The 24,828-nt window shown below is 65.8% G+C and carries 25 protein-coding genes; 10 read left to right on the plus strand and 15 right to left on the minus strand.

Annotated elements, in window-relative coordinates; translation table 11 throughout:
- Positions 1 to 20 precede the first annotated feature (20 nt).
- Complete coding sequence (fbaA, locus tag ACFWVD_RS17475) at positions 21 to 1,058, minus strand: class II fructose-bisphosphate aldolase (RefSeq protein WP_379243853.1); 1,038 nt, start codon at positions 1,056 to 1,058, stop codon at positions 21 to 23.
- A 210-nt stretch (positions 1,059 to 1,268) separates the two neighbouring features.
- Between fbaA and ACFWVD_RS17480 the strand changes: the two genes are divergently transcribed.
- Together ACFWVD_RS17480 and ACFWVD_RS17485 are read left to right on the plus strand one after the other, a co-directional pair.
- Positions 1,269 to 1,925: a DedA family protein gene (locus tag ACFWVD_RS17480; protein ID WP_379243965.1), complete on the plus strand. Its 657-nt coding sequence runs from the start codon at positions 1,269 to 1,271 to the stop codon at positions 1,923 to 1,925.
- A 35-nt stretch (positions 1,926 to 1,960) separates the two neighbouring features.
- Complete coding sequence (locus ACFWVD_RS17485; protein ID WP_379243967.1) at positions 1,961 to 2,623, plus strand: DedA family protein; 663 nt, start codon at positions 1,961 to 1,963, stop codon at positions 2,621 to 2,623.
- 1 nt (position 2,624) lies between these two features.
- Here ACFWVD_RS17485 and ACFWVD_RS17490 read toward each other — a convergent pair whose 3' ends face one another.
- Together ACFWVD_RS17490 and ACFWVD_RS17495 are read right to left on the minus strand one after the other, a co-directional pair.
- Positions 2,625 to 3,713, minus strand: a complete 1,089-nt coding sequence (locus tag ACFWVD_RS17490) for a glycoside hydrolase family 76 protein (protein WP_379243968.1) — start codon at positions 3,711 to 3,713, stop codon at positions 2,625 to 2,627.
- 131 nt (positions 3,714 to 3,844) lie between these two features.
- Positions 3,845 to 4,510, minus strand: coding sequence for a TrmH family RNA methyltransferase (locus ACFWVD_RS17495; protein WP_379243855.1), 666 nt, complete (start codon positions 4,508 to 4,510; stop codon positions 3,845 to 3,847).
- A 52-nt stretch (positions 4,511 to 4,562) separates the two neighbouring features.
- On the opposite strand from ACFWVD_RS17495, the gene ACFWVD_RS17500 reads away from it, so the two are divergent.
- Positions 4,563 to 5,009: a hypothetical protein gene (locus ACFWVD_RS17500; protein WP_379243857.1), complete on the plus strand. Its 447-nt coding sequence runs from the start codon at positions 4,563 to 4,565 to the stop codon at positions 5,007 to 5,009.
- A 4-nt stretch (positions 5,010 to 5,013) separates the two neighbouring features.
- Here the strand turns inward: ACFWVD_RS17500 and ACFWVD_RS17505 are convergent, their stop codons facing one another.
- The 8 genes from ACFWVD_RS17505 to clpB form a co-directional block, all read right to left on the minus strand.
- A complete protein-coding gene (locus ACFWVD_RS17505; protein ID WP_379243859.1) occupies positions 5,014 to 6,024 on the minus strand; it encodes an alpha/beta hydrolase in 1,011 nt (336 codons plus the stop codon).
- A gap of 68 nt (positions 6,025 to 6,092) precedes the next feature.
- On the minus strand, positions 6,093 to 6,776 hold the full coding sequence (locus ACFWVD_RS17510) for a lysoplasmalogenase (protein ID WP_379243861.1): 684 nt from the start codon (positions 6,774 to 6,776) through the stop codon (positions 6,093 to 6,095).
- A 1-nt stretch (position 6,777) separates the two neighbouring features.
- Positions 6,778 to 7,836, minus strand: a complete 1,059-nt coding sequence (locus ACFWVD_RS17515) for a beta-ketoacyl-ACP synthase 3 (RefSeq protein WP_379243863.1) — start codon at positions 7,834 to 7,836, stop codon at positions 6,778 to 6,780.
- Between the two features lie 69 nt (positions 7,837 to 7,905).
- Complete coding sequence (pyrE, locus tag ACFWVD_RS17520) at positions 7,906 to 8,469, minus strand: orotate phosphoribosyltransferase (protein ID WP_379243865.1); 564 nt, start codon at positions 8,467 to 8,469, stop codon at positions 7,906 to 7,908.
- A 5-nt stretch (positions 8,470 to 8,474) separates the two neighbouring features.
- Positions 8,475 to 9,281 (minus strand): SDR family NAD(P)-dependent oxidoreductase, encoded by an 807-nt coding sequence (locus tag ACFWVD_RS17525; protein ID WP_379243867.1) that lies wholly within the window; start codon positions 9,279 to 9,281, stop codon positions 8,475 to 8,477.
- A 51-nt stretch (positions 9,282 to 9,332) separates the two neighbouring features.
- A complete protein-coding gene (locus ACFWVD_RS17530) occupies positions 9,333 to 10,547 on the minus strand; it encodes a hypothetical protein (RefSeq protein ID WP_379243869.1) in 1,215 nt (404 codons plus the stop codon).
- Between the two features lie 68 nt (positions 10,548 to 10,615).
- Positions 10,616 to 11,398: a DUF5666 domain-containing protein gene (locus tag ACFWVD_RS17535; RefSeq protein WP_379243871.1), complete on the minus strand. Its 783-nt coding sequence runs from the start codon at positions 11,396 to 11,398 to the stop codon at positions 10,616 to 10,618.
- A 67-nt stretch (positions 11,399 to 11,465) separates the two neighbouring features.
- On the minus strand, positions 11,466 to 14,036 hold the full coding sequence (gene clpB, locus ACFWVD_RS17540) for an ATP-dependent chaperone ClpB (RefSeq protein ID WP_379243873.1): 2,571 nt from the start codon (positions 14,034 to 14,036) through the stop codon (positions 11,466 to 11,468).
- A 212-nt stretch (positions 14,037 to 14,248) separates the two neighbouring features.
- Between clpB and ACFWVD_RS17545 the strand changes: the two genes are divergently transcribed.
- Together ACFWVD_RS17545 and ACFWVD_RS17550 are read left to right on the plus strand one after the other, a co-directional pair.
- On the plus strand, positions 14,249 to 15,238 hold the full coding sequence (locus ACFWVD_RS17545; protein WP_379243875.1) for an NADP-dependent oxidoreductase: 990 nt from the start codon (positions 14,249 to 14,251) through the stop codon (positions 15,236 to 15,238).
- A gap of 38 nt (positions 15,239 to 15,276) precedes the next feature.
- Positions 15,277 to 15,642 (plus strand): hypothetical protein, encoded by a 366-nt coding sequence (locus ACFWVD_RS17550; RefSeq protein ID WP_379243877.1) that lies wholly within the window; start codon positions 15,277 to 15,279, stop codon positions 15,640 to 15,642.
- On the opposite strand, the gene ACFWVD_RS17555 is transcribed toward ACFWVD_RS17550, so the two are convergent.
- On the minus strand, positions 15,635 to 16,396 hold the full coding sequence (locus ACFWVD_RS17555; protein ID WP_379243879.1) for a hypothetical protein: 762 nt from the start codon (positions 16,394 to 16,396) through the stop codon (positions 15,635 to 15,637). The two genes, ACFWVD_RS17550 and ACFWVD_RS17555, sit on opposite strands and share 8 nt — an antisense overlap.
- Positions 16,397 to 16,756: 360 nt before the next feature.
- Between ACFWVD_RS17555 and ACFWVD_RS17560 the strand changes: the two genes are divergently transcribed.
- The 5 genes from ACFWVD_RS17560 (at position 16,757) to ACFWVD_RS17580 (ending at position 21,138) form a co-directional block, all read left to right on the plus strand.
- Positions 16,757 to 17,914, plus strand: a complete 1,158-nt coding sequence (locus ACFWVD_RS17560; protein ID WP_379243881.1) for an FAD-binding oxidoreductase — start codon at positions 16,757 to 16,759, stop codon at positions 17,912 to 17,914.
- 19 nt (positions 17,915 to 17,933) lie between these two features.
- Positions 17,934 to 18,692: an FAD-binding oxidoreductase gene (locus ACFWVD_RS17565; protein WP_379243883.1), complete on the plus strand. Its 759-nt coding sequence runs from the start codon at positions 17,934 to 17,936 to the stop codon at positions 18,690 to 18,692.
- 126 nt (positions 18,693 to 18,818) lie between these two features.
- Positions 18,819 to 19,124 (plus strand): hypothetical protein, encoded by a 306-nt coding sequence (locus ACFWVD_RS17570; protein WP_379243885.1) that lies wholly within the window; start codon positions 18,819 to 18,821, stop codon positions 19,122 to 19,124.
- On the plus strand, positions 19,121 to 20,614 hold the full coding sequence (locus tag ACFWVD_RS17575) for a hypothetical protein (RefSeq protein WP_379243887.1): 1,494 nt from the start codon (positions 19,121 to 19,123) through the stop codon (positions 20,612 to 20,614). The genes ACFWVD_RS17570 and ACFWVD_RS17575 overlap by 4 nt, the downstream gene beginning before the upstream one ends.
- Positions 20,615 to 20,622: 8 nt before the next feature.
- Positions 20,623 to 21,138, plus strand: coding sequence for a hypothetical protein (locus ACFWVD_RS17580; protein WP_379243889.1), 516 nt, complete (start codon positions 20,623 to 20,625; stop codon positions 21,136 to 21,138).
- Between the two features lie 226 nt (positions 21,139 to 21,364).
- Here the strand turns inward: ACFWVD_RS17580 and ACFWVD_RS17585 are convergent, their stop codons facing one another.
- The 3 genes from ACFWVD_RS17585 to dnaJ form a co-directional block, all read right to left on the minus strand.
- Positions 21,365 to 22,534, minus strand: a complete 1,170-nt coding sequence (locus tag ACFWVD_RS17585; RefSeq protein WP_379243891.1) for a globin domain-containing protein — start codon at positions 22,532 to 22,534, stop codon at positions 21,365 to 21,367.
- 618 nt (positions 22,535 to 23,152) lie between these two features.
- Positions 23,153 to 23,500: a heat shock protein transcriptional repressor HspR gene (locus ACFWVD_RS17590; RefSeq protein WP_379243969.1), complete on the minus strand. Its 348-nt coding sequence runs from the start codon at positions 23,498 to 23,500 to the stop codon at positions 23,153 to 23,155.
- Between the two features lie 115 nt (positions 23,501 to 23,615).
- Positions 23,616 to 24,815: a molecular chaperone DnaJ gene (gene dnaJ / locus ACFWVD_RS17595; RefSeq protein ID WP_379243893.1), complete on the minus strand. Its 1,200-nt coding sequence runs from the start codon at positions 24,813 to 24,815 to the stop codon at positions 23,616 to 23,618.
- Positions 24,816 to 24,828 lie beyond the last annotated feature (13 nt).

Genomic DNA, 24,828 nt, shown 5'->3' on the forward strand with positions numbered 1-24,828 from the left:
CGTTTGTTCGATACGAGAATTCAGGAACCGCTGACCGAGCGACCGGCCGACTTGAGGTCGTTGCAGGCCTCGGTCACGCGCTCGGCCATGGAGATCTCGGCCTTCTTCAGGTAGCTGCGCGGGTCGTAGACCTTCTTGTTGCCGACCTCGCCGTCGACCTTCAGCACACCGTCGTAGTTGGTGAACATGTGGCCGGCGACCGGGCGGGTGAAGGCGTACTGGGTGTCGGTGTCGACGTTCATCTTCACCACGCCGTAGCGCAGCGAGTCCTCGATCTCGGACTTCAGCGAGCCCGAACCACCGTGGAACACGAAGTCGAACGGCTGCGAACCCTCGGGCAGACCCAGCTTGGCGGCCGCGACGCGCTGGCCCTCGGCGAGCACCTCGGGCTTGAGCACGACGTTGCCCGGCTTGTACACACCGTGCACGTTGCCGAAGGTGGCGGCCAGCAGGTACTGGCCGTTCTCGCCCGCACCCAGCACCTCGATGGTCTTCGCGAAGTCCTCGGGGGTGGTGTAGAGCTTGTCGTCGATCTCGGCCTCGACGCCGTCTTCCTCGCCGCCCACGACACCGATCTCGACCTCGAGAATGATGTTGGCCGACTTGCAGGCCTTCAGCAGTTCCTTGGCGATCTCGAGGTTCTCGTCGATCGGGATGGCCGAACCGTCCCACATGTGCGACTGGAACAGCGGCAGACCGCCCAGGTTCACGCGCTCCTGCGAGATCGCGATCAGCGGACGCACGTAGGTGTCCAGCTTGTCCTTGGGGCAGTGGTCGGTGTGCAGCGCGATCGTCACGTCGTACTTGGCGGCCACGACGTGCGCGAACTCCGCCAGCGCCACCGCACCGGTGACCATGTCCTTCACACCCAGGCCCGAGGCGAACTCGGCGCCGCCGGTGGAGAACTGGATGATGCCGTCACTGCCCGCGTCGGCGAAGCCCTTGATGGCGGCGTTGATCGTCTCCGACGACGTGCAGTTGATCGCCGGGAACGCGAACGAGTGCGCCTTGGCCCGGCCGAGCATCTCGGCGTAGACCTGCGGGGTCGCGATAGGCACAGCAGTGACCTCCGTGTTGTGGGGAGCAAAAAACCAATTCTGTCAGGCCACACCCTAATTTAGTAGACGAGTGCGAGATCACCCGGTCGTGAGGTTCACCCGCGGGGCACTCATGTCACAGATCGGACCGGTACTGTGGGGGCCGTGACTTTGCTGGCGGTATCCGATGCGGTAACGAACAACCTTGCGCTGACGCAGTTGCTGGACCCGATGTATCTCCTACAACAGACGTGGCTGAAGAACGCCGTTCTGCCTGCCATTCTGGCGATTGTCTTCATCGAGACCGGCCTGCTGTTCCCGTTGCTGCCGGGTGACTCGCTGCTGTTCACCGGCGGCATGCTCGCCGCGCAGGAGAACCCGGTCGTGTCGATCTGGTGGCTGGTGCCGTTGGTGATTCTCACAGCGTTCCTCGGCGACCAGTGCGCGTATTGGATCGGCCGCAAGATCGGCCCGGCCATCTTCAAGAAGGAAGACAGCCGCTTCTTCAAGAAGCATTACGTCACCGAGACGCACGAGTTCTTCGAGAAGCACGGCCCCAAGACCATCATCTTGGCCAGGTTCGTGCCGATCGTGCGCACGTTCATGCCGGTGCTGGCGGGTGTGTCGCAGATGAGCTACCGCAAGTACGTGGCGTTCGACATCGTCGGCGCGGTGCTGTGGGGCGGCGGCGTGACGGTCATCGGCTACTTCCTGGGCAATGTGCCGTTCATCCGCGAGCACGTGGAAGCGATCTTCCTGCTGATCGTGTTCGTGTCGATCCTGCCCGCGATCATCACGGTCGGTAAGAAGGTGCTCGAGCGCCGCAAGGCACCGGTGGTCCCGGCGCCCAACGGCGAGCTGGCGACTTCGACGAACGAGACGCACTGATCGCTGTGACCGCAGTACCGTCGACCCTCCTCGCCATGGGCAGCTTCGAGCCGCTGATCTCAGCAGGCCCCGCTGTGGTCTGGGCGGTGGTGCTGGTGTTCGTGTTCCTCGAGTGCGCGTTCATCATCGGACTGTTCCTGCCCGGTGACTCGATGCTGATCACCGCCGGCATCGTGCTGGCCTCGCACGCCAATGGCGAAGCGCAGGTGTGGGCGCTGTCGGTGGGCACGATGCTGTCCGCGATCATCGGCAATCAGGTCGGCTATATGGTCGGCGCGCGTACCGGGCATCGCCTGGTCGCGCGCAAGAACGGCCGATATATCAACACCAAGAACTTGGCCAAGGTCACCGATCTGCTGCAACGGCACGGGTTCTTCGCGGTGCTGGTCGCGCGGTGGATTCCGTGGGTGCGCACGCTGTGCCCGATGGTGGCCGGTGCGGCCGGGATGGACCATCGCAAGTACACCGTGGCCAGCACGATCGGCGCGATCATCTGGGCGCCGGTGCTGCTGCTGATCGGGTATTACGCGGGCGAGTTCCTCGAGCAGGTGCCGTGGTTGATGCCCGCGGTGATCTGCACGTTGATCGTGGGCCTGATCGTGGGCACCGCGCTGGGGCTGCGGCACTACCGCCAGGAGATGTCCAAGCCCGAAGAGGAATTCCTCGAGCCCAGCATCGCGGGCGACACCGAGCGCTGACTCACAGCCCGGCCGCGGTGACCTGGTAGGCCGCTTCCATCAACATCCAGCCCGATAACTGCACCGACAGGTCGCGTTCGGGCACGGCCGAGGCGGTCACCGAGCCGCCCGCGGTGAACTTGCCCGCGCCGGACGTGCCGCCGGGTAAGCGTGCCGGTTTGCTCCAGTCGTAGCCGAACAGCGGCTCGCCTTCGACCTCGAGGCGGTTGGCCCAGGCCGCGGTGGCGGAGGCTTTCACGATCGCGGCGCAGCAGCGTCGCGCGGTTTCCTCGGCCTTGCCCTCGCCGGGCAGCATCAGCGCGACCACCGCGAGGTAGCGGGCCAGGATGCCGTTGAACAGGCCGCCGTCACCGCCGCCGCCACCGGAGATCACCATGCGGGTGGTCATGTGCTCCTCGACGGCGTCGAGCAGGGCGATGACTCGCTGCACGTGGCGTTCGTCGTCGGTGTGCACGGCCAGTTCGGCTTCCAGGCCGAGCACTACGCCCTGGCAGTAGGTGAACACGGGGCGTTCGATCTCGCCCGACGGTAAGTGGATGCCGTCCAGGATCAGGCCCGATTCCGGGTCGCGCAGGGTGGCGTCGAGCCAGTCGGCCATCTGCTGCGCGCGTCCGACGTGGCCCAGGCGCAACAGGGCGATGCCTGCGGGGCCGTTGGCGGGGGCGTTGAAGAAGTCCGACTTCATCCGCCACGGGATGCCGCCGCCGACCTCGGGATCCCAGGCGCCGTAGAGCTTCTGCTCGAGAGCGACCAGGCCGCGGCGGGCATCGGTGAGGTCCAGGGTGCGTTCGGCGCGTTCCAGGGCGATGGCCAACCAGGCCATGTCGTCGTAGTAGCGGTTGGTCCAGCCGGTGATATTGCGTAACCGGATGGCACGGGCGATCGCGCCGATGCGTTTGCGGCGGGCCGGGGTGGGCACGCGGTTGGCGGCGTCCACCGCGACGTCGAGTAAGTGCGCTTGCCACCAGTAGTGCCAGCCGGCGAAGGCTCGTTCGCGGCGGGTCGCTGGCCAGCCCACCACACCCAATTCCGTTCCGGGACAACCCCACAGCATCCGCAGATGCCGCGAGATGATCGCGGACTCGGCCATATCGGCACGCTCGGACCACAGCGCCGCAGTGGGCACCGATCCGGCACGATCTGCGGGCTGGGGGCGCCGGCCACTGCGCGAGGTCATGACCCCATGGTGCCAGGTGGCACCGACATTCCGTGCTCGTTCCGTTACCAGGCCACCGACAGGTCGGCGTGTTGGCGGATCCAGGCGTGCATGGCGATGCCCGCGGCGACGCCCGCGTTGATGCTGCGGGTCGAGCCGAACTGGGCGATCGAAACCGTCAGCGCCGCTGCGTCTTTCGCGTCGTCGCTCACGCCGGGACCTTCCTGACCGAACAGCAGCAGGCAGTTCTTCGGCAGGTCCGCGGTCTCCAACGGGACCGCGCCGGGCACGTTGTCCACGGCCACCACGGTCAGCCCCTCGCGCGCGGCGAACTCGCGCAACTCGGCGAGGTCGGCGTGGTGCATCAGGTGCTGGTAGCGGTCGGTGACCATCGCGCCACGGCGGTTCCAGCGTCGCTTGCCGATGATGTGCACCGCGGCGGCGGCGAAGGCGTTGGCGGTGCGCACGACGGTGCCGATATTGGCGTCGTGGCCGAAGTTCTCGATCGCCACATGGAAGGGGAAACGGCGCGAGTCGATGTCGGCGACGATCGCCTCACGGGTCCAGTACCGGTAGGCATCCACGACATTGCGGCGGTCGCCCTCGGCCAGCAGGACCGGGTCGTAGCGCTCATCGGTGGGCACCGGGGTGTCGTATTCCTGCGCCCACGGACCGAGGCCGTGCGGATGCTCGCCCCACTCGGTCGGGCCCGCGACCTCTGGTTCATTCACCCGACAATGCTAGGCGGACGCCGCGCTACCCTGGAACTGGGTGGTGAGCCGGATGGATCATGCGCGGGTGATGCGGGCGTTGGCCTGGGTCGTGGCGGGGTATCTCATCGCGCTCGCGGTGTGGTTGGGGTGGTTGGCGCCGCACGCGCCACCGGGGACGGTGCCCTATCAGGTGATGATCATGGTGGGGTTGTTCGGGACGGCGTGCGGGGGCGCGGTGACGTGGGCTTCGATGCCGACCCGGGCGGATCGGCGGTTGCGCAGGCACGGGTTGGAGGGGTGGGCGCGGATCGAAGGGGTGCATCCGTTGGGGCGCACGGATCATGCCAGTGAGTTGACCGAGTTGGATGTGGAGCTCACGGTGCCGGGGGCCGACACGTATAGCGGGACGATCGTGGTGGATGTGATGCCGGTGGACAAGGCGAGAATGGTTGTGGGACAGACTGTTCCGATTCGCGTCGACCCGCAGGATCGGGATCGGATCATTCTGGTGCTGTGAAGGCTTACGCGGGTGACGATCCAGCGACTTGCGGGGGTGTGGACTCCGGTGACAATCCAGCACCCTGCGGGAGCGTGGGCTCCGGGGTCGCTTCGAGGGTGGGTAAGCCGACGATCGGGCGGCCGCGGCGCAGGGTGCGCTGCCAGCGCAGCGGATCGAACACGGCGGGGTCGGTTTCCTCGATGAACGAGCGGATCAACTTCACGAAACGGTCGGGGTCGAAATGATGCGGGAAATGGCCTGCGCCCGCGAAGATTTCGATGCGACTACCAGGGAAGGCGCGGTGGGCGCGTTCGGCGTGGCCCGACGGGATGACGGTGTCGCGGGTGCCGCCGATGACCAGGGTCGGCAGGTGGGCCGCGAGGTAGCCGCGGTCGAGCATGGTGATGGTTTGGCCGCGGCGGTCGGCGGCGGCGCGGATGGTGCGCAGGAAGGCGTTGCGTGCGCCGGGGTCGGCCAGGTGGCCGTAGAGGCGCAGGACGTATTCGGCGTCGGGGCCCAGGCCCAGGCCACCGGCTGCGGTCACCACCGGGACGGCCGCGCGGACGGCGGTGCGGACCGGCCAGCTGGTGATCGCCATCAGGGCCGGGCCCGCGCCTGCCAGGGTCGCGAGTCGGAACGCGGGGTGCACGCCCGCGCCCATTCCCGCCGGGCACACCAGCGCTATTCGCTCGACCTTCTCAGGGAACTGGTAGGCGAACTGCATCGCGACGCCGCCGCCCAGCGAATGGCCGACCACGGTGATCCGGTCGATGCCGAGCACGCTGAGCAGGTCACGCATGCCGTTGGCGTAGGCGGCCACCGCGTAGTCGGCGCGGGGCTTGGCGGATTCGCCGTGGCCGAGGAGGTCTGGGGCGATGACGGTGTAGTGCTCGGTTAGCGCGTCGAACACGGGTTCCCAGGTTCCCGAGCTGTCGGTGATCCCGTGGATCAGCAGCAGGGGTGGGCCGGTGCCTGCCATGCGGAACGCCCGGCGATACCCGTGCACCTCGATGAACTGCGTTTCCCCGCTCATCTAGGAAGCGTGCGCGCGCGGTATTTCATCGCGACAACACCAAAGTAAGCGCCATGTGACGCGCTGTATCAGAAAGTGTTCCGGGGCGGGACGGTGAGCAGATACTGGGCGGTCGCGTAGGTCGCCAGGATGGTGCCTTCGGTGAGGCGGCGGGTGCGGTCGGTTCGGGCGAAGAGGCGGCGCGCGACGATCAGGGCGTCCGAGATCGTGAACAGTAGGGCGCCGACGCCGTAGCGGCTGCGGGGGTCTGCGTTCGGAATGTTCACGCCCGCAAAGGTTTTCGCGTCGGGTGCGAGGGTTGGGTCCGAGGCGAGGGTTGCGGCGGTGCCCAGGGTCGCGCCGTAGGTGGTGAGCGGGAGGGCGAGGTTGGGGGCTTTGGCGCGGAGCAGCGCGGCGGCGCCCAGCCAGGCCACTACGCGGGGGACGGCGATGTCAGGGCGTGGGCGGGCGCCGCGCTGCCACCACAGGATCGAGTAGCCGGTTTGCATGACCGCGAACGACGAGGCGCCCGCGATGAGGCGGCGGTCGTCGTCGGGGTCGAGCAGCAGCACGTCGCCGACGGTGGCCGCGGCCAGCGAGCCGAGCAGGATCGTGCGCTCGGTCGGGGCGAGGTCGCTGTTGGCCACCGTGTCGGCGGCCAACAGCGGCATCAGCAGTGGCTTGGCGACCCATTGCAGGCGGTCGCGGCCGGTGACAGCACCGAACACGGTGACTGCCGCCGCCGTGACATAAGCGGCGCGCAGTCCTCGCATGTCAGAAGCTCGGTTCCTTCGGGGCGGGCGGCAAGGTGACGACCTGGCCCGCGTAACTCAGACCCGCGCCGAAGCCCAGCAGCAGCGCGACCTGGCCGCCCTTGGCCTTGCCGGTGACCAACATTTCCTCGATGGCCAGCGGCACCGAGGCGGCGGAGGTGTTGCCGGTGTTCTCGATGTCGTTGGCGATGGGGACCTCGTCGGCCAGGCCCAGGTTCTTCTTCATCAACTCGTTGATCCGGGCGTTGGCCTGGTGCGGGATGAACACCTCGATGTCCTCCTTGGCCACGCCGGAGCTGTCCAGCGCCGCCGACAGTGCACGCGGCAGAGTGACCGCGGCCCAGCGGAAGACCTTCGGGCCCTCCATCCGCAGCGACATCTGGCCGACCGGCTCCACGGCGGGATCGGTGCCCTGCATCTGCTGCGCGCGCTGCTGGAACGCCAGGAAATCGATGTCCTGGGCGATGGCCTCGGCGTTCTCGCCGTCGCTACCCCACACCGTGGGCGAGATGCCGTTCTCCTCGGCCGGACCGACGACGACAGCGCCCGCACCGTCACCGAAGATCATCGCGGTGCCGCGGTCGGTCTTGTCCAGGCCGACGGTCATCGTCTCGGCGCCGATCACCAGCACGTAGTCGAACGAACCCGCGCGGATCAGGTCGGCGGCCACGCCCAGGCCGTAGCAGAAGCCACCGCAGCCGGAGGTGAGGTCGAACGCGGCCACACCGTTGAGCCCCAGGTCGGACGCCACCGACGGCGCACCGTGCGGGGTGAGCTTGAGCCAGCTGGACGTGCACAGGATGACCGCGCCGATCTTGGTGCGATCGATCGGGGTGTTGTTCAGCGCGCGCTCACCGGCGGCCGTGGCGATCGACTGGATCGTCTCGTCGCCGCTGATCCAGCGCCGGTTGTGGATGCCGGTGCGATCGAAGATCCAATCCGGCGTGGAGTCCAGCTGCTCGCACACTTCGGCATTGCTGACGATGCGTTGCGGACGGTAGGCACCGATCCCGAGCATCGCGACATTGTCGCGACCTTTGTTTACTGCAATGCTCACCACAGGTGACTCACACGTCCTTCAGACATTCCGGACAGACCACGTCGTCGTCCGGGTTCGGCGTTGTTCAGGCTAACCCAGCGCGAGATCATCGAGACCGAGGATGGATCGATATTCCAGCCCCTCTTCGGCGATCACCTGGTCAGCACCGGTTTCCCGGTCGACGACGGTGGCCACACCGACCACGATCGCGCCCGCGTCACGCAGCGCGCGCACCGCGGTCAGCGGCGAATTTCCGGTGGTGGTGGTGTCCTCCACGACCAGCACGCGCTTGCCCACGATGTTGGGGCCCTCGATCTGACGCTGCATCCCGTGCGCCTTGGCCGCCTTGCGGACCACGAACGCGTCGATCGGGCGACCCGGCGCGTGCATCACGGCCATCGCGACCGGATCCGCGCCCATGGTCAGGCCACCGACGGCGTCGAAGTCCCAGTCACCGACCAGTTCGCGCAGCAACGTGCCGATCAGCGGCGCGGCCTGGTGGTGCAGGGTCGCGCGGCGCAGGTCGACGTAGTAGTCGGCTTCCTTGCCCGACGACAACGTCACCTTGCCGTGCACGACCGCGAGCTCGCGCACCAGCGCCGCCAGCTGGTCGCGATCGGCCTTCGTGAGCGACTCACGTGCCTGGTCGATCATCTGAGTCATGTCCTTCCGCGTGCGTTGAAGAGTCCGCGATTGAGTCGGGTCACCAGGGTCCGCGGGACGAACCCCGCGACCGCGGTGAGCAGTTTGTACTGCACGCCGGGCACGCTGATCACCCGACCGGAGTCCAGATCGCGCAGGCACCCGTCGACCACCTGATCGACATCCAGCCACAGGCGCTGGGGCAGCGAACTCATCTCGATGCCGGCGCGCTCATGGAACTCGGTGTGCACGAATCCGGGGCACAGCGCTTGGACGCGAACACCGATGCCCACTAATCCACCCGCTAAACCCTCCGTGAAGGATACGACGTAGGCCTTGGAGGCCGAGTAGGTCGACCCCCGTCCGGGAATCAGCCCGGCCACACTGGCCACATTCACGATCGAACCGGCGCCCGCGGCGACCATCGCCGGCAGCGCGGCTCTGGTCAGCTGCAGCACCGAGGTGACGTTGACGTCGAGCTGGGCCTGCAGTTGCGCGGGCTCGAGCGTCCAGAACTCGCCCGAATGCGCGAAACCCGCGTTGTTGACCAGGAATTCGATGCCCTGCGCGGCCCGTTCGGCCACGCGTGCGCGATCGTCGTCGTCGGCCAGATCGGCGACCAGGACCTGCGCCGACGTGGCGAACCGGCGGGCCAGTTCGTCGGCCAGCTCGCGCAGACGGGCTTCGTCGCGGGCGACCAGGACCAGGTCGTAACCCAGCGCCGCGAGGCGGTGGGCGAAGCCGCGCCCGATGCCGGACGTCGGTCCGGTGATCATGGCGACGGGGCGGTGGACGCCGGGCAGGCGCAAGGGACTGTCGGTCATCGCGAGATCGATTCCGGTTGTGCCGCGACGGTTACCGTCGCGGCGGGTGGATCACTTCGGTACTGGGCCCTGGTACGGGCGGAAACCGGGGTGGAAGGGGCCGCCCGGTTGGCCGGGTTCCGCGTCGTCGTGGGGGGCCTCGGTGCGTGCGCGGGGTTCGGGGACTACTGCCAGCGATGGGCGCTTCGGGGGTTCGCCCAGCGGGCGGCGGCCGGGGGCTGGTTGGTCCTCGAACTCCGGGTCGTCCAGGTCGGGGTCGTAGTCGGCGGGTAATGCGGGGGCTCGGCCGAGGGGGGCGCGCTCGTCGCGGGCGGGGTTGCGGGGCTCATCGTCTTCGGCGAAGCGGGCGGCGGGGGCCGAGGAGTTGTCGAAGCGGGACGCGTAGGGCTCGTCGTCGGCGAAGCGCGACGGGTAAGGCTCGTCGTCTTCGGACGCGCGCGCCGGGGCGTACTGCTCGTCGCCGGACAGGCCACCGGCGTAGGGCTGGTCGTCGAGTTCGTCAGGGCCGGGGAAACGAGCGCGGCCACGTTCCTCCACATCGGCGAATCCCTCACGGCCCGAAGCGAATTCGCGGTCGTCGTCTTCCTCGTCGTACTCGGGGCGGAAGCCCGGCGCGAGGTTGGCGCTGGAACGCGGCCGCGTGAACTCGTTGGGCTCGGCCACCGGCGGCAACACGTGCAGCAGCCCGGACAGCCGCAGCACCACGTCGATCGCGGTCTCCCAGTCCTTGGACGTACTGCCCACCGGCAACATGCCCAGCGTCCAGTTGCCCTCGCTCCACAGCATCTGCACGGTGTCGGACAGCGATTCGATGAACCCGACCATCCGCTGATCCACCGCGTGCCGCGCGATCTCGGGATCGGTGGCGAACACCACCCGGTCACCGATGGCGCCGAGCAGTTCCAGATCGTGGTCCTTCGGCGGGGCCGCGGTTTTCAGCCGCATGTCCACGTCGATCTCGGACCCGATCTGGCGGCGCACGGCCACCAGGGTCGCGGCGTCTTCCAGGTCGAAGAGCACGAACTTCTCGCCCTTGCGAATACCGGAGACCACGTCGACCGCCGAGAGGTAACCGAGCTTGGCCAACGCGCCACGGCGCCACGTCGACGCCAGCGCAGGCTCCACCGACACGTAGGTGTAACCCTGGGACTTCGCCCACACCTGTCTGGCGTGTCCGGTGCGCTGCCGCTGGACCCGATCGAAATACAACAGGACGACCGCACCCACGAGTGCGATCGCTGCTAACCCGAACCACATAGCCGTCATCGTCGCCTAGCCTATCCAGCCGTCGCCGTGATTGCCCGGTAGCACCGGGGATTGGACGCGCGGGTCGCTCATCGGGGGCCGCCCGGTAACGCCGTGGAGATGATGATCTTGGCGTGGATCGACCCGTCTGGGTTTTTGTCGCCCTGCACCATAACCATGTCGCCCACCGGTAGCTCGCTCGCCTTCGTGCTGGTCAACGAGATCACCTGCGTCGCATCGTCGATCAGCACCCGAACATCGGACCCGCCCAGCGTGCTCATGGTGATCTCGGTGCCGGTGTTGGCGGTGATGCTGCCCATCGTGGCGCCCAGATCCTCACCGCCGCCAAGTCCTGGCAAGCCGGGTATCCCGCTGGTGCTCGGCGAGGTGCCGGGGGTGGTGGGTTTCATCGTCGGTGGGACGAGGAGTTGGCTGGTCGACGGCGGTGCGGCGGTGTTGTCTTCGGAGGAATTTCCGCTCAGTACAAGCCCTGCCAGCACGCCGCCGACGGCGATCAGAGCCAAGATGCCAATACCCAGCGCGATCCATAAACCGGTGTGGCGCTTGGGCGGTTCTTGCTGGTTACCGTCCTGCGGCTGCGGCGGATGTCCGGGTGGCGGCGCGGCCTGGTAACCCTGGTCGTAGCCGGGCGGCGGTGCGTGCTGCGGTGGAGGTTGTGCTGCGGGATAACCACTTTCGTAACCACCCCACTGCGCGTCGTGCGGGGGCAGCGCCTGCGTCGGATTCGACGGTTGACCCCACTCGTCGAACGAACCGGCCCCGTACTGCGCGGTCGACTCGGTGCCCGACGAACCCAGCCGTTCGGTCGGCGCGTCGTCCGGGCGTTGCCACGGATCCTTGGGGTTCGTCATGGGCTCCAGGGTAGGACAGGCCGGTGCGTTTGGCAGGCCCCTACGCACCGGCCTGTGGATAAATTCCCTAGCTGTGGATAACTTCGCGTTCGACCACGAGTTTGTCGGTGGCGTTGTCCACACTGACGTTGACCGTGTCACCGTCGGCGACCGCACCGGAGAGGAGTTCCTTGGCCAGACTGTCCCCGATCGCCTGTTGGATCAGCCTGCGTAGCGGCCGCGCGCCGTAGGCCGGGTCGTAGCCGCGCACGGCCAGCCACTGCTTGGCCTCCTCGGTGACGTCCAGGGTCAGGCGACGCTGCGACAGCCGTTTCTGCAGCTGACGCAGGTTGATGTCGACGATCGATTCCAACTGCTTGGCGTCCAGCGCATGGAACATCACCACATCGTCGAGCCGGTTGATGAACTCCGGTTTGAACGCCCGACGCACCGCCTCCATCACCTGTTCACGATCGCCACCGGCGCCGAGATTGGAGGTGAGAATCAGGATCGTGTTGCGGAAATCGACCGTGCGACCCTGACTGTCGGTGAGCCTGCCCTCGTCGAGAACCTGCAACAAGATGTCGAAAACGTCCGGGTGCGCCTTCTCGATCTCGTCGAACAGCACCACCGAATACGGCCGCCTGCGCACCGCTTCGGTGAGCTGACCGCCCTGGTCGTACCCGACATATCCCGGCGGCGCGCCGACCAGCCGAGCCACCGAGTGCTTCTCGCTGTACTCGCTCATGTCGATGCGCACCATGGCGCGTTCGTCGGCGAACAGGAAGTCCGCCAACGACTTCGCCAACTCGGTCTTACCCACGCCCGTCGGGCCCACGAACAGGAACGACCCGGTCGGCCGGTTCGGATCCGCGACCCCGGCACGCGCCCGACGCACCGCGTCCGACACCGCCTGCACCGCTTCCTCCTGCCCGACAACGCGCCCCGCGACCTCGGTTTCCATCCGCAGCAGCTTGGCGGTTTCGCCTTCCAACATCCGACCGACCGGCACGCCCGTCCAGGCCGAGACCACGTCGGCGATGTCGTCGGGAGTGACCTCCTCGTTGAGCATCATGTCGCCGGTTGCCGCTGCGCCATTGGCCTTTTCGGCCGCGGCCAGTTCCTTTTCCAAGGCGGGGATCTTGCCGTAACGCAGTTCGGCGGCCTTGCCCAGATCGCCGTCGCGTTCGGCCCGTTCGGACTCCCCGCGCAAGGTTTCCAGCTGCTCTTTCACCCCGCGCACCGAGTCGATCGCGTTCTTCTCGTTCTGCCAGCGAGTGGTGAGCTGGCCCAGTTTTTCGCGGTCGTCGGCCAGTTCTTGACGCAGTTTCTCGAGGCGCTGCTTCGAGGCGGCGTCGGTCTCCTTCTCCAGCGCGACCTCTTCGACCTCCAGGCGTCGCACCGCCCGCTCCACCTCGTCGATTTCCACCGGTCGCGAGTCGATTTCCATGCGCAGCCGCGAGGCCGACTCGTCGATCAGGTCGATCGCCTTGTCGGGCAGGAAGCGCGAGGTGATGTAGCGATCCGACAGCGTCGCCGCCGCCACCAGCGCGGAGTCCGTGATGCGCACACCGTGGTGCACCTCGTAGCGCTCCTTGATACCGCGCAAGATGCCGATGGTGTCGGCCACCGACGGCTCGCCGACCAGCACCTGCTGGAAACGGCGTTCCAGCGCGGCGTCCTTCTCGATGTACTTGCGGTACTCCTCGAGCGTGGTCGCGCCGACCAACCGCAGCTCGCCACGCGCGAGCAGCGGTTTGATCATGTTGCCCGCGTCCATCGCCGAATCGCCGCTGCCGCCCGCGCCGACGATGGTGTGCAGCTCGTCGATGAAGGTGATGATCTCGCCCGCGCTGTTCTTGATGTCGTCGAGCACGGCCTTGAGCCGCTCCTCGAACTCGCCGCGATACTTCGCGCCGGCCACCATCGCGCCCAGGTCCAGCGACACGACCTTCTTGTTGCGCAACGACTCCGGCACGTCGCCCTCGATGATGCGGCGCGCCAGGCCTTCGACGATGGCGGTCTTGCCCACGCCGGGTTCGCCGATCAGCACCGGGTTGTTCTTGGTGCGACGGCTCAGGACCTGCACCACGCGACGAATCTCGGTATCGCGGCCGATCACCGGGTCGAGTTTGCCCGCGCGGGCCAGATCGGTGAGGTCGGTGGAGTACTTCTCGAGCGCCTGGTAGCTGGCCTCGGGGTCGGCGCTGGTCACGCGCGCGCTGCCGCGCACCGTGGCGAATGCGTCGCGCAACGCCTCGGGGGTCGCGCCGTGCTTGCGCAGCAGTTTGGCGATCTCGGAATCGCCCTCGGACAGCCCGACCAGCAGGTTTTCGGTGGAGACATACTCGTCGCCGAGTTCGGTGGCCAGGCGCTGCGCGGCGGTGATCGCGGCCAAGGCTTCGCGGCCCAGCTGCGGTGTGGTGGTCGCGCCGGTCGCGCGCGGTAGTTTGTCGGCGATGTCGCCCGCCTCGCGTTCCACGGTCGCGGGGTCGACACCGATGGCTTTGAGCAACGGCGCGGCGATGCCGTCGGTCTGATCGAGCAACGCCACCAGCAAGTGCGCCGGACGGATCTCCGGATTGCCTGCGGCGGACGCGGCCTGCAGAGCAGCGGTCAGCGCCGCCTGCGTCTTGGTGGTGGGATTGAACGAGTCCACGAATCTCCTTGTGTGTGCCGGGTATCGACTTGTTCAACGCGGGTAGAGTTGAGTCTGTTCCGCTCAACTCTAGTTTTCTTCGGCAGACTTGCGATCCGCGTTTCACGGTACGCCGCGACACCACCGAAGACGATCAATCACCGCATGTCGGACGCCTATCCGCCTAGGATTGCGATGCCCGGCTCACCCCCGATGCGAGGAGTTCACCCCCTATGCGCGCGATCGTGGTTCAGAAGTTCGGCGCCACACCCGAGCTCGCCGATGTGCCCGTGCCCGAACCGGGCGCGGGTGAGGTTCAGGTGGCCCTGGACGCGGCGGGGGTCAACCCGTTCGACCTGAAAATGGCCGACGGAATACTGGAGGGCAAGATGCCCACCGACTTCCCGATGATCCTCGGCGTGGACGGCGCGGGCACCGTTTCCGCGATCGGGTCGGGCGTGAGCAAGTTCAAGGTCGGCGACAAAGTGGTCGGCAAATTCCTGACCGCGCCTGCGGGACACGGCAGTTGGGCGCAATACGCCACCGTCCCCGAAGACGCGACGCTGGTCCCGATCCCCGACGGTGTCACCTCGGTGGCCGCGGCGGCGCTGCCCATCGCCGGCGTGACCGCGCAGGATCTGGTGGACGCGGCCGGCATCCAGCCCGACCAAACAGTTCTGATCGTCGGCGCGACCGGCGGAGTGGGTTCCTTCCTCGTCCAACTGGCCAACATCGCAGGCGCCCACGTGATCGCCACCGCCCGCGCCGACGCCACCGACCAGGTCGCCCGCCTCGGCGCCTCCGAAACCGTCGACTACACCCAGATCCGCCCCGCCGACCCCAACTTCGTCGACCCGGACCCCGCCACCTACAAGGACACCAGCGTCACCGACGCCGTTCGCTTCACCCACCCCGACGGGATCGACGTTCTCTTCGACTTGGTCAGCGCGCCAGGGGATTTCGCCACTCACGCCACGCTGGTCAAACGCGGCGGACACGCCTACTCGACTACTTGGGCGGCTGACGAAGAGGACTTGAAAGCACGCGACATCACCGGCGGAAACTTCCAATCCAAAGGCAGCTCAGCGGAATTGAGCCGGTTGCTTTCGCGGGTCGCCGCGGGAGATGTGGTTGTTCCGGTGCAAATGACTGTGCCGTTGGAGGCTGCACCCGCAGTGCTCGGCCAGGGCAGTGCACGCGGAAAAACCGTCCTCGCCATCTGATTCAGGCACGTCAACGGCACCGCGTAAGTTGTCCGATCATGAGCGAACTTCGACTTTCGGCGCCGTTCGACGGCCGCAAACCCGACGGCAAACCGGTGGTGAACCGGCCTGCGGTGGACTCCGACATCCAGGAGCAGGTGCTGTCCTACCTCGAGCACGCCCCGGTGGTTTTGAGCGCCCGCAGCTTCGACGCCGACGAGTTCGACCCGGCCAAACGCGACGTGCCGCTGAACTTCCACACCGACGGTGTGTTCGTCTGGCCAGGCGCGGTCCCCTACTACCTGCGCAAGTACGGCCTGCCGCCGGAGCCCGCGCTGATCCAGCACATCGCGAGCAGGGGGTTCGAGATCGGGGAGGTCGATGAGGGGGCTCGGGAGGCGGCGGTGCGGATAGTCGTCAACTGATCGGCCCCACGAGAGCACCGAGCTTCGTAGGCATCGGTCGCGTCTTCGCCACCGCGGATACACGGCTGATACCTGTGAGCCAGTTTCGCGCCGCCGGGCTGATCGACCCTGCCAGATCGAAGACGTCTCGAGCCCTGTCTGCGATCTCGCAGGTCAGCAGGCTTTCCATATGCGAGACGCGGTTGCGCAGGCCATGCAATCGGTATACCCGCCAGAACGTCGTCATTCCGTCTGGGTCGGTCACATGGGGAAATGCGTGGATCAACGCCTCGTTCCACATTCGCACCCGATTGGCATTGCTCGTCGTATCGCCAGCGTTGGGTACGTGGTTAGGCAGCAGATCCTTCCACGCTCCGAAGGTCACCTGCGCCAGCACGTCGTCGTGCGTCACGACGTGGCCGTAACGGCGATGCTTCGCATCCCACCGAGCGGCGGCCTTGTCCGCCTGGTCCTTTGCGCTTGCGCGCTTGCTGTTGGTGAGGCTCCGCAGCGGGGCGGCCGGGGCGGTCAGCAGCCAGCTACCTGACGAGCCCAGTTCGTTGTCGTTCCACTTCTGCAACTGGCAGTCGATCGCGTTGCGAAGCAGTACCTCGGTCACACTCAGTACCTCTTGGAACGCCGCAGTCAGTTGCAGATTCCACTGATACAACGCCAAAGCCGACCGCTCATCCCGCCCGGCCTCCTCCAGGTACGGCTCCAGGCGCGTCCTGTGGAGGCAGCGGATCAGTTCGGCTCTGGCTCGGCGCTTGGACATGCATAGATTCTTGAGCACGTCACCGACAGGTGGTAGCATTCTGGCTTAAGAAGGTGAGGACAAGGTCCCTCATCAGCGAGCTTGAAAGAGTCCGCAGGACGTATGCGCCTGCGGGCTCTTTCTTTGTCAGCGCCACCTCGAACTCATCGCAGAGGGGGTTGGGCTTCGTCGGCTTCGCGATCACCGACTCGTATCGATGGGCCGAGGTCGCGTTGGCGTTGGCGTTGGCGATCCGTGCGGTTGGGGGCGGCGTGATGAGCATCCCTGCACCCGGATGTTGGTTTCGGGGGATACTGGGGTGGGTTGCACCGTGTGGTGGGCCACATTGCGGCAAATTCGATAGAAACGGAGCTTGACGACGTGGATGCGCGTTCGCTTGCGCTGGTCCGCGCCGATTTCCGCGGGGTGGCCGAGACACCCGGTGGTTCCGAGCGGCTGATCAGCGCGTTCTACGGTCACCTGTTCGCACAGGACCCGCGGTTGCGTGAGCTGTTTCCGCCTGCCATGGACATGCAGGCCAAGCGGATCACCACCGCGGTGCAGTTCGTGCTCGACCATCTCGAGGACTTCGAGCGGGCCCAACGGTTCCTCGAGCAACTGGCCCGCGACCATCGCAAATACGGGGTCGAAGCCGACCATTACGACCTGGCCGGACGGGCGTTGCTGGCCGCGCTGCGCACTTTTCACGGCAACCGGTGGACCAGGGAACTCGACGAGGGGTGGCGTGACATCACGCTGCTGATCTCGGCGTCGATGGCGATCGGGGCCAACGAGGACACCTCGCAGCCGTACTGGGACGCGACCGTGGTCGGGCATCGGCGGGTGCTCGATGATCTGGCGATCGTGCGGCTGCAGGCCGACGGGCCGATACCGTTCAAAGCCGGGCAGTATGTGCCGGTCGCGGTGCCGCAGCGGCCCAACATGTGGCGCTACTTCTCCCCCGCCATCCCGGCCAACCCGTATGGCGAGATCGAATTCCATGTGCGGCGGATCAGCGGTGGCTGGGTGAGTCCGGCGATCGTCAACGACACCAAGGTCGGAGATCGGTGGAAGATCGCCGGGCCGCTCGGTGGGTTGCACGTGGATCGGGAATCGCAGCGCGATGTGCTGATGATCGGGTCGGGGACCGGGATCGCGCCGTTGCGGGCGCAGCTGATCGAGATGAGTCAGCGGGGGATCAACCCGCGCGTGCACTTCTTCATCGGCGGGCGGTATCCGGGCGACCTCTACGACGTGGGCAATATGTGGCAGCTGTCGCAGTCCAACCCGTGGCTGACCGTGGTGCCGGTCTGCGCCGAGAACACCAATCCCTGGTGGTATCCCCAAGATTCGGGTACCACGCCGCCCGGAATGCCGCGCCGGCTGGTCGGTAATCTGGGAGCGGTGGTGACCAGTTTCGGTGCGTGGTCGGACCGGCAGATCCAGATCGCCGGTTCGCCGTCGATGATCGCCGAGACCCGGCACGCGCTGCTGCGAGCAGGCACCCCGAGTGAGATCATCGCGTCCGACCCCGTCTGAGACTTCGCGAAAGAGGCTGATGAGCAACGCTTTTCCCGACCCCGCATGGACGGCGACCGTGGTCGGACACCACCGATTGCGCCACGACCTCGCCGTGATCCGGCTGATCGGCGACTTCGTGCCGTTCGAAGCGGGAGGCTCGGTGGAAATCGAGGTGCCGCAGCATCCGGGCGTGCGACGACGGTTCTCCCCCGCGCTGCCGCCTTCGCTGGACGGCAAGCTCGAATTCCATGTGCGGACGGTGCCGGGCGGGTGGTGTTCGAGTTCGATCGTCACCGACACCAAACCGGGTGATCAGTGGCGAATCAACGCTCCCCATGGGGTTTTCGCGGTGGAACCCGATGCTGTCGAATTGGTGATGATCGCGGGCGGGACCGGGTTGGCGCCGATGCGGGCGCAGATTCTGGAGCTGGCTCGTCGCGATATGCCGCCGCGCACGTATCTGTTCGTCGGTGGGCGCTCGCCGCGCGACCTCTATGCCAACGACATGCTGTTCCTGCTGGCGGGCGAATTGCCTTGGCTTTCGGTCATTCCCGTTGTGGAGAGTCCGGATGATCCTGCGGTGCGCGATGAATTGTATGAGCAGACCCGCTCCGATATCGGTTTCGGGCCCGAGGAAATGCTGCACGGGACGCTCGCTGACGTGGCCGCAGCGCACGGTCCGTTCACCAAACATCAAGTGCTGGTGTGTGGTTCGCCAGCGATGGTTCGCACCACCGTCGACCGCCTGATCGAATCGGGCACTCCCCCGGCCAACATCGTTTCCGAAGGTGCCTGAGGGGCCCGCGTCTCCGCGCGATGCTCATCCGGCTGACGTGCTCACTCGACTTGTACCCACCATGGGTCGCGGGAGACCGGGGTAGGGTTGACTCATCCGGATCGTACGTTTGGGGGAGTACGGATGTTGCACGCCGATATCGTTGAGTTGGGCAAGTTGGCGACCATCCTCGACGACGTTGGTCGCCAGATCGATGCGCGAAACGTCCGCGAGGTATCCGATCACCTCGGCGACGCCCTGCCAGGCTGCGATGTACCGGCGGCCGGCAAGCAGCTCGGCGAGTTCATCGAAGGCTCGTACTGGCGAGTGACCAAACGGCTCGAGGCCATCTCGAAAGCAGTGACCACGACCGCGTCGAACGTCCAAGCAACCGACGAGGACTTCGCCCAAGCCATGCACCAGTTCGACGTACAGCGATTGGCCGGCGCGTGACGATCACCCGGACACAGGTGATCAACTGGAAGACCAGTCGACTCTACGACTTCGCCGCCCGGATCGAGACCGAGAATCAGCTCTACCTCGACCAACTGGATCGAGCGAAGAAGGTGTTCACAGACAGCCAGTCGTATTGGATGGGTAGGGCGCATGACGCCGCATACGACCGGGTAGCTCAAGACCATCAGCAGGGCTACAAACTCTTCCTTGAAGTCCGTGACGCACCAGCGGTGCTGCGCGAGGTCGCGACCTCGCTCGAATCCCACCGATCCGTGCTCCTTGGCAAGGTAACCGATGCACTCGAAGCCCCCGGATCAGACTTATCCATCAACGACAATTGGCAACTCACCGGCAGCGCCGACCAGGTCAACGCCTACCAAGAACTCATCAATACCGCCCACAGAGCACTCGAAGCAGCGGCAAGCACCGCCATCGCCAAGTTGGCTGAACACGCCGAATACATTCGCGCGGCAGGCGATCTGCTCGGATCGGGCCTCGACGTCGCCGACGACCGATCCGACGCGGCAGCTACTCGACTCGCCACCGAGGACGGCGCGGCCCTCGCCGCCGCACTACGCAACGGCGACCACACGACAGCGGCCGCGATCATGGCCCACCTGCCAACCGGCGTATCCGCCAAGGACATTGCCGACATCTCCGCGGGTAAATACGTCCCAGGCGTGCCAACCGACACCCAGCAGTACTACCGCGACTTCAACAAAGCCTTCTACAACGACCCAGGCAACACCGGCAACTACAAGAAGTGGATGGAGAACGCAAGTCGTCGGGGAATACCACCGGAGACGATTGTCGATATCGCCAGCACACACGACATCACTCCGGACGACTTCACGGTCCTCGATCGACTTGAACCGCTCACCGACCCGGACGGAAAAACCTACTTCCAACTGCCGTATGACATCAGCGGAGATGATGCGAAACGCGCCGTAGTAATGTCATACATTTTGAATGCGGGCACCGACTACGACGCGGCGGCAAGTCGATCTTATCGGCCGAACGATTTCCTCGAAACCCCGTATTCCAGTAGCGAGATTCAGCGCATTATTGACCGCCAAGACAAGAATTCTTGGACCTACAGTCAGGACGTGAGCTTTGTCAACAATAATGGCGGAAGCCTCGTCGCCACTCCCAACGGAATGCTGATGGGTTTGGGTGGCAACACGCTGCAAAGCGTCTACAGTCAGCTAGGTGGAACCACTTACGGCGACATATTCATGCTAAATATCGATTATCCGCTCGATCCAGCAGACAAGCTCCAGCAGGTTGTCGAAAGCGGCAATAAGTGGGGCGAGCAGGGGCTCACGACCTTCAACACTGGCAGAGATCTAGACCCACTCCTACATCACGAGGAACGGCATTCCCAGCAATGGGCACAAAAGGGCTTCCTCGGCATGCTCTGGGCTGTAAGAACCAATATTGACGGCTTGGAGGAGGATGCCGGTTTGCGAGACGGGGGATACAAGTGATCCGCCGCGTGGCTGTAGCTTTGATCGCAACAGCGATGCTGACTTCCTGCCAACTCCTCACCGATTTGGATCAAGATACGAGTCCGGGATTGCCGAGAGCATTCGGTGCGCGCATGACGGACGGAATATTGCATATCTGGACAGGACCGCAATGTCCTGAGCAGGATCGCTTGTCATTTCTCTTCGATCGAAACAACGCTACCTACTTGGTGCTGGCCTCCGAACGACCAGAGGGAGCCGACATCGAGTATCTGACCCTCGGGCCAAATCCGGGCTGGCGAATCATAACGCCGCTCCCACAAGGGTTCGACTGGAAAACTCAGAACGAGCTGACTCTGATGGGAGAATCTACTGATATTCCGACAGTTGTGCGGGAATCTACCGCACACCCGAATGATACCTACTGGTTCCAAGATGTCGGCTGGCTGAACCCCACCGAGGTTGCCGCGCTGAATGGAAAGACATTCCTCACGCTCTGCTCTCCGGACCCGCGTGACCCGACACCGACACCGACACCGAGATAGCGCAGACTATCCGTCAGGTGACAGGACCTCTTCGAATCGCCGCCGCTCCGACACGAGTGTTCACCGTTCTCTGAGTAGGTTCAACGCCCACCGCCTTGTGCTCGGCTGATTCTCGAAACCAGAGGTCGCGTCGGGTCGATTGGGCTTGGTGCCCGCGGGAATGACGAGTCAGAACAACGGATCGTGGCGGATTGACTGGGCTTGCGTGCCTGCTCCCGATGAACGCTCAGAACAACGGGTCGTGGCGGATTGATTGGGCCTGCGTGCCTGCTGCCATCAAGCGGAACTTGGTGGTTTGGACCATGGATGGGGAGCCGACTATTTGGACGTCGCGGTCGGACCAGGGGCCGTAGCTGGCTACTACCTTGCCGATTTGGCCGGTCATGCGGGGTTCCAGGCCGGGTAGGTCGGGGTGGGGTTCGCCGGAATCGTAGTACCACCAGGGGTTTTCGTCACTTTCGGTGACGGGGGTGATGGTGAGCCATTTGTTGGCGATGGCAAGTTGGCTCAGGACCTGCAGGTCGTAGAGGTCGCAGGGGTGGTGGCCGCCGACGAACAGGTGGACCTTCGGGTTCACGCGGCGTTGGGCCATGGCCATGATCTGGGCGCGCAGGGGGGCGATGCCGGTGCCGCAGCCGACCATCAGCATTTTGCGTTTGGTGTTGCGGGGCACGCCCAGACCGCCCAGCGGGGAGCCGAGCAGCCACTGGTCGCCGACCGCGGTGTGCGCGATCATCGCGGGGCTGACCCAACCGCCGAGCACACTGCGGATGTGGAATTCGATCTCCCCGTTGGGGTTTGCCGGGTTCGCGGGTGACAGGTACCGCCACATCCGTGGCCGGGACGGGATCTGCACGCTGAGGTACTGGCCCGCGGCGTACTGCATCGGTTCGTCGAGCTGCAACCGCACGACCGTGAGATTGCGCAGCACCTCGCGGTGTTCGACCACGGTGCCCTTCCAGGCGGGCGGGGTCGACTCCTTGTCGGCGGCGCTGATCATCGCGCCGCTGATGGTGGCCAGGCCCTCGTCCCAGGCGGCGGCGACCTCGTCGGTCCACATCTCCGTGCCCGCGAACTGTCGCATGGCCGACTTCAACGAGTTGGCCACGGCCACATAGTGCGCCGGTTGCACGCCGTACTTGCGATGGTCGCGCCCGAGCTGGGCCAGGAACGGCAGGAGCTTGTCGGGCTCCTCGAGACGGTCCAGGGCGTAGGAGATCGCCTTGACGAGTCGGTCACGCTGGGAATCCATGGCGGCCGGGAAGTAGTCACGGACACCGGGGTAGTCCGTGAACAGGATCGAGTAGAACGACCTCGACAGCTTCTCCGGTCCACCGTCTTCCGCAGCGACCGCCTTGAACGTAGTACGGATCAAAGCGACAGTCCGCGAATCCATATGTGTCACAACCTCGTTTCGCCATCGAACGCTAGCCGCGCCGGCGAGTGACGGGCTGGGAGGACACTCGTCAGCAGCCGATGCGAGAAGTCTAGGCGAGGTTTGCCAGCTTCGGAATCGTACTCTTAAACATCACGCGTGTAATTCTCGAAAACCAAGGTGCAGCTCATCTGTGTCCGCCTAAAACATACCTACAGACCGTTAACTGGGGGTGAATACGGCCTCACGATCGCTCAAAGTTCCTGACATACCAGGCATTTCACCACCAACGTCGCTGGTAGAGCGACTCCCCCGCTACGGCGCGATTGCGCCACGCTCCGACGCGCCGTGCCGTGACACGCGGGGCGGCTGCACCGGAGTGGCTGCCCGACAGCGCCGAATCACCCTCGCGCCGAGCCTGATCCAGCTTCGAGCCAGCTAACTTTTGGACATCCGCGGTGATAAATCCGCACCTCAGCGCCCTGCAGCGCAGTATTCGATCAGCGAGATCAGGAATAAGTGAGTTGCTGGACAGTCACCAGCGGGTCGCTCGGCATTGCCTCGCCAACGGCGACGGGCCCCCGATTCGCACCCGCGACAAGCGGATGTCGAACCGGAGGCCCGAGGTGAAACCGAACGTCAGCGGCGATGCCGCGGCTGCCACACCACCAGCGCGGTACTGCGCTGGGGCGGCGACAGATCGGGCCGATAACCCGCCCGCAACCGCTCCAACTCCGCGCTCATCTCCTCGACGCGATGCTGCAGCGCCTCGACCTGATTGGTGAGCTCGATGATGCGTTTGATGCCCGCGAGGTTGACGCCCTCGTCCTGCGACAAGCGCTGCACCTCGCGCAACACCTCGACATCACGGGCCGAATAGCGACGCCCGCCACCCGAGGTCCGTTGCGGTGTCACCAAACCCAACCGGTCGTAGGTACGCAACGTCTGCGCGTGCATCCCCGCCAGTTGAGCCGCCACCGAGATCATGAAGAACTCGGCACGCGCGGCGGCATCGGACACGGAATTCGGATCGGCCGGGCTGCCTGCGCCCTCCCTGGTCACGCTGCGCTACCTCCTCCAGGCGCTGAGCCGGCTGCGCGCATCACGCACCCGCCCATCCTCCGCGCGGTTCGAAACCACTGGACTTCTCCGCCTCCTGGTAACGCTTGAGCGCGTCGGTGGCATCGGAATCCAGCGTTTGCGGCACCGCGACCTTCACCGTGACCAGCAGGTCACCGGCACCGCCCGCCGCACCGCGCTTGGGCACACCACGACCACGCACCCGCAGAATACGCCCGTCGGCAGTGCCCGGAGGCACCTTCACACCGACCCGACCATCCAGGGTGGGCACCGAAACCGTTGTCCCGAGCACCAATTCGCTGTAGCTCACGGGCAACACCAGGGTCAGGTCGTCGCCTTGACGGCCGAAGACCTTGTCCTGGCTCACGTGCACGGTGACGAACAGGTCGCCCGACGGCGCGCCGCGCAGACCCGCCTCGCCCTGCCCGGCCAACCGGATCTTCTGACCGTCGCTCACGCCCGGCGGAATCCGGACAGTGATGGTGCGCGTGCGGTTTTGGATACCGGTGCCCGAACAGTCCGAACACGGGTCGTCGATGATCGTGCCGGTACCGCGGCAGTCGTCACAGGGTTCGCTGAAACCGAACGCACCCTGATTACGGCTGACCACACCCGCACCATCGCAGTGCGGGCACACGCGCGGGCTGGTGCCCGGCTTGGCGCCGCTGCCGTGACACGTGGTGCACGGCGACGGACTGGTCATCCGCAGCGGAACGGTCACACCCTGGGCGGCCTCCCGGAAACCCAGCGTCGTCTCGGTCTCCACATCGGAACCGCGCCGCGGACGCGACGCCGCCCGACCGCCGCCACCGCGGTTGCCGAACAGCCCACCCAGCAGATCGCCGAGGCCGCCGTCGCCCGCGGCACCGGCGCCACCGGCTTGTCCGAAGATGTCGCCGATGTTGAAGTCCTGCGAGAACCCGCCGCCCGCACCGGGATTGAACCCGCCACCGCCGCCGTATCCTCGCCCGCCGCCGCCACCGCCCGCGAACATGCGGCGCGTTTCGTCGTACTCCTTGCGCTTGGCCGGATCCGACAGCACCGCGTTGGCTTCGCTGACGGTCTTGAACCGCTCCTCGGCCTTGGTGTCACCCGGATTGGAGTCCGGGTGCAGGTCGCGGGCCAGCTTGCGGTAGGCCTTCTTGATCTCGTCCTGCGAGGCGCCGGAGGAGACACCCAGCTCCTTGTAGAAGTCCTTTTCGATCCACTCCCGTTGGCTCACCGGGCATCTCCTC

The sequence above is a fragment of the Nocardia sp. NPDC058666 genome, assembly GCF_042714895.1.
GTDB lineage: Bacteria > Actinomycetota > Actinomycetes > Mycobacteriales > Mycobacteriaceae > Nocardia.

Bases quoted from the DNA above. Each gene is read 5' to 3' on its own strand.
- pyrE (WP_379243865.1), bottom strand. From the start codon at position 8,469: ATGATCGACCAGGCACGTGAGTCGCTCACGAAGGCCGATCGCGACCAG.
- ACFWVD_RS17525 (WP_379243867.1), bottom strand. From the start codon at position 9,281: ATGACCGACAGTCCCTTGCGCCTGCCCGGCGTCCACCGCCCCGTCGCC.
- ACFWVD_RS17555 (WP_379243879.1), bottom strand. From the start codon at position 16,396: ATGTCCAAGCGCCGAGCCAGAGCCGAACTGATCCGCTGCCTCCACAGG.
- ACFWVD_RS17585 (WP_379243891.1), bottom strand. From the start codon at position 22,534: ATGGATTCGCGGACTGTCGCTTTGATCCGTACTACGTTCAAGGCGGTC.
- ACFWVD_RS17480 (WP_379243965.1), top strand. From the start codon at position 1,269: ATGTATCTCCTACAACAGACGTGGCTGAAGAACGCCGTTCTGCCTGCC.
- ACFWVD_RS17535 (WP_379243871.1), bottom strand. From the start codon at position 11,398: ATGACGAACCCCAAGGATCCGTGGCAACGCCCGGACGACGCGCCGACC.
- ACFWVD_RS17565 (WP_379243883.1), top strand. From the start codon at position 17,934: ATGAGCAACGCTTTTCCCGACCCCGCATGGACGGCGACCGTGGTCGGA.
- ACFWVD_RS17510 (WP_379243861.1), bottom strand. From the start codon at position 6,776: ATGCGAGGACTGCGCGCCGCTTATGTCACGGCGGCGGCAGTCACCGTG.
- ACFWVD_RS17485 (WP_379243967.1), top strand. From the start codon at position 1,961: ATGGGCAGCTTCGAGCCGCTGATCTCAGCAGGCCCCGCTGTGGTCTGG.
- ACFWVD_RS17550 (WP_379243877.1), top strand. From the start codon at position 15,277: ATGAGCGAACTTCGACTTTCGGCGCCGTTCGACGGCCGCAAACCCGAC.
- ACFWVD_RS17490 (WP_379243968.1), bottom strand. From the start codon at position 3,713: ATGGCCGAGTCCGCGATCATCTCGCGGCATCTGCGGATGCTGTGGGGT.
- ACFWVD_RS17545 (WP_379243875.1), top strand. From the start codon at position 14,249: ATGCGCGCGATCGTGGTTCAGAAGTTCGGCGCCACACCCGAGCTCGCC.
- ACFWVD_RS17500 (WP_379243857.1), top strand. From the start codon at position 4,563: ATGGATCATGCGCGGGTGATGCGGGCGTTGGCCTGGGTCGTGGCGGGG.
- ACFWVD_RS17590 (WP_379243969.1), bottom strand. From the start codon at position 23,500: ATGATCTCGGTGGCGGCTCAACTGGCGGGGATGCACGCGCAGACGTTG.
- ACFWVD_RS17505 (WP_379243859.1), bottom strand. From the start codon at position 6,024: ATGAGCGGGGAAACGCAGTTCATCGAGGTGCACGGGTATCGCCGGGCG.
- ACFWVD_RS17530 (WP_379243869.1), bottom strand. From the start codon at position 10,547: ATGACGGCTATGTGGTTCGGGTTAGCAGCGATCGCACTCGTGGGTGCG.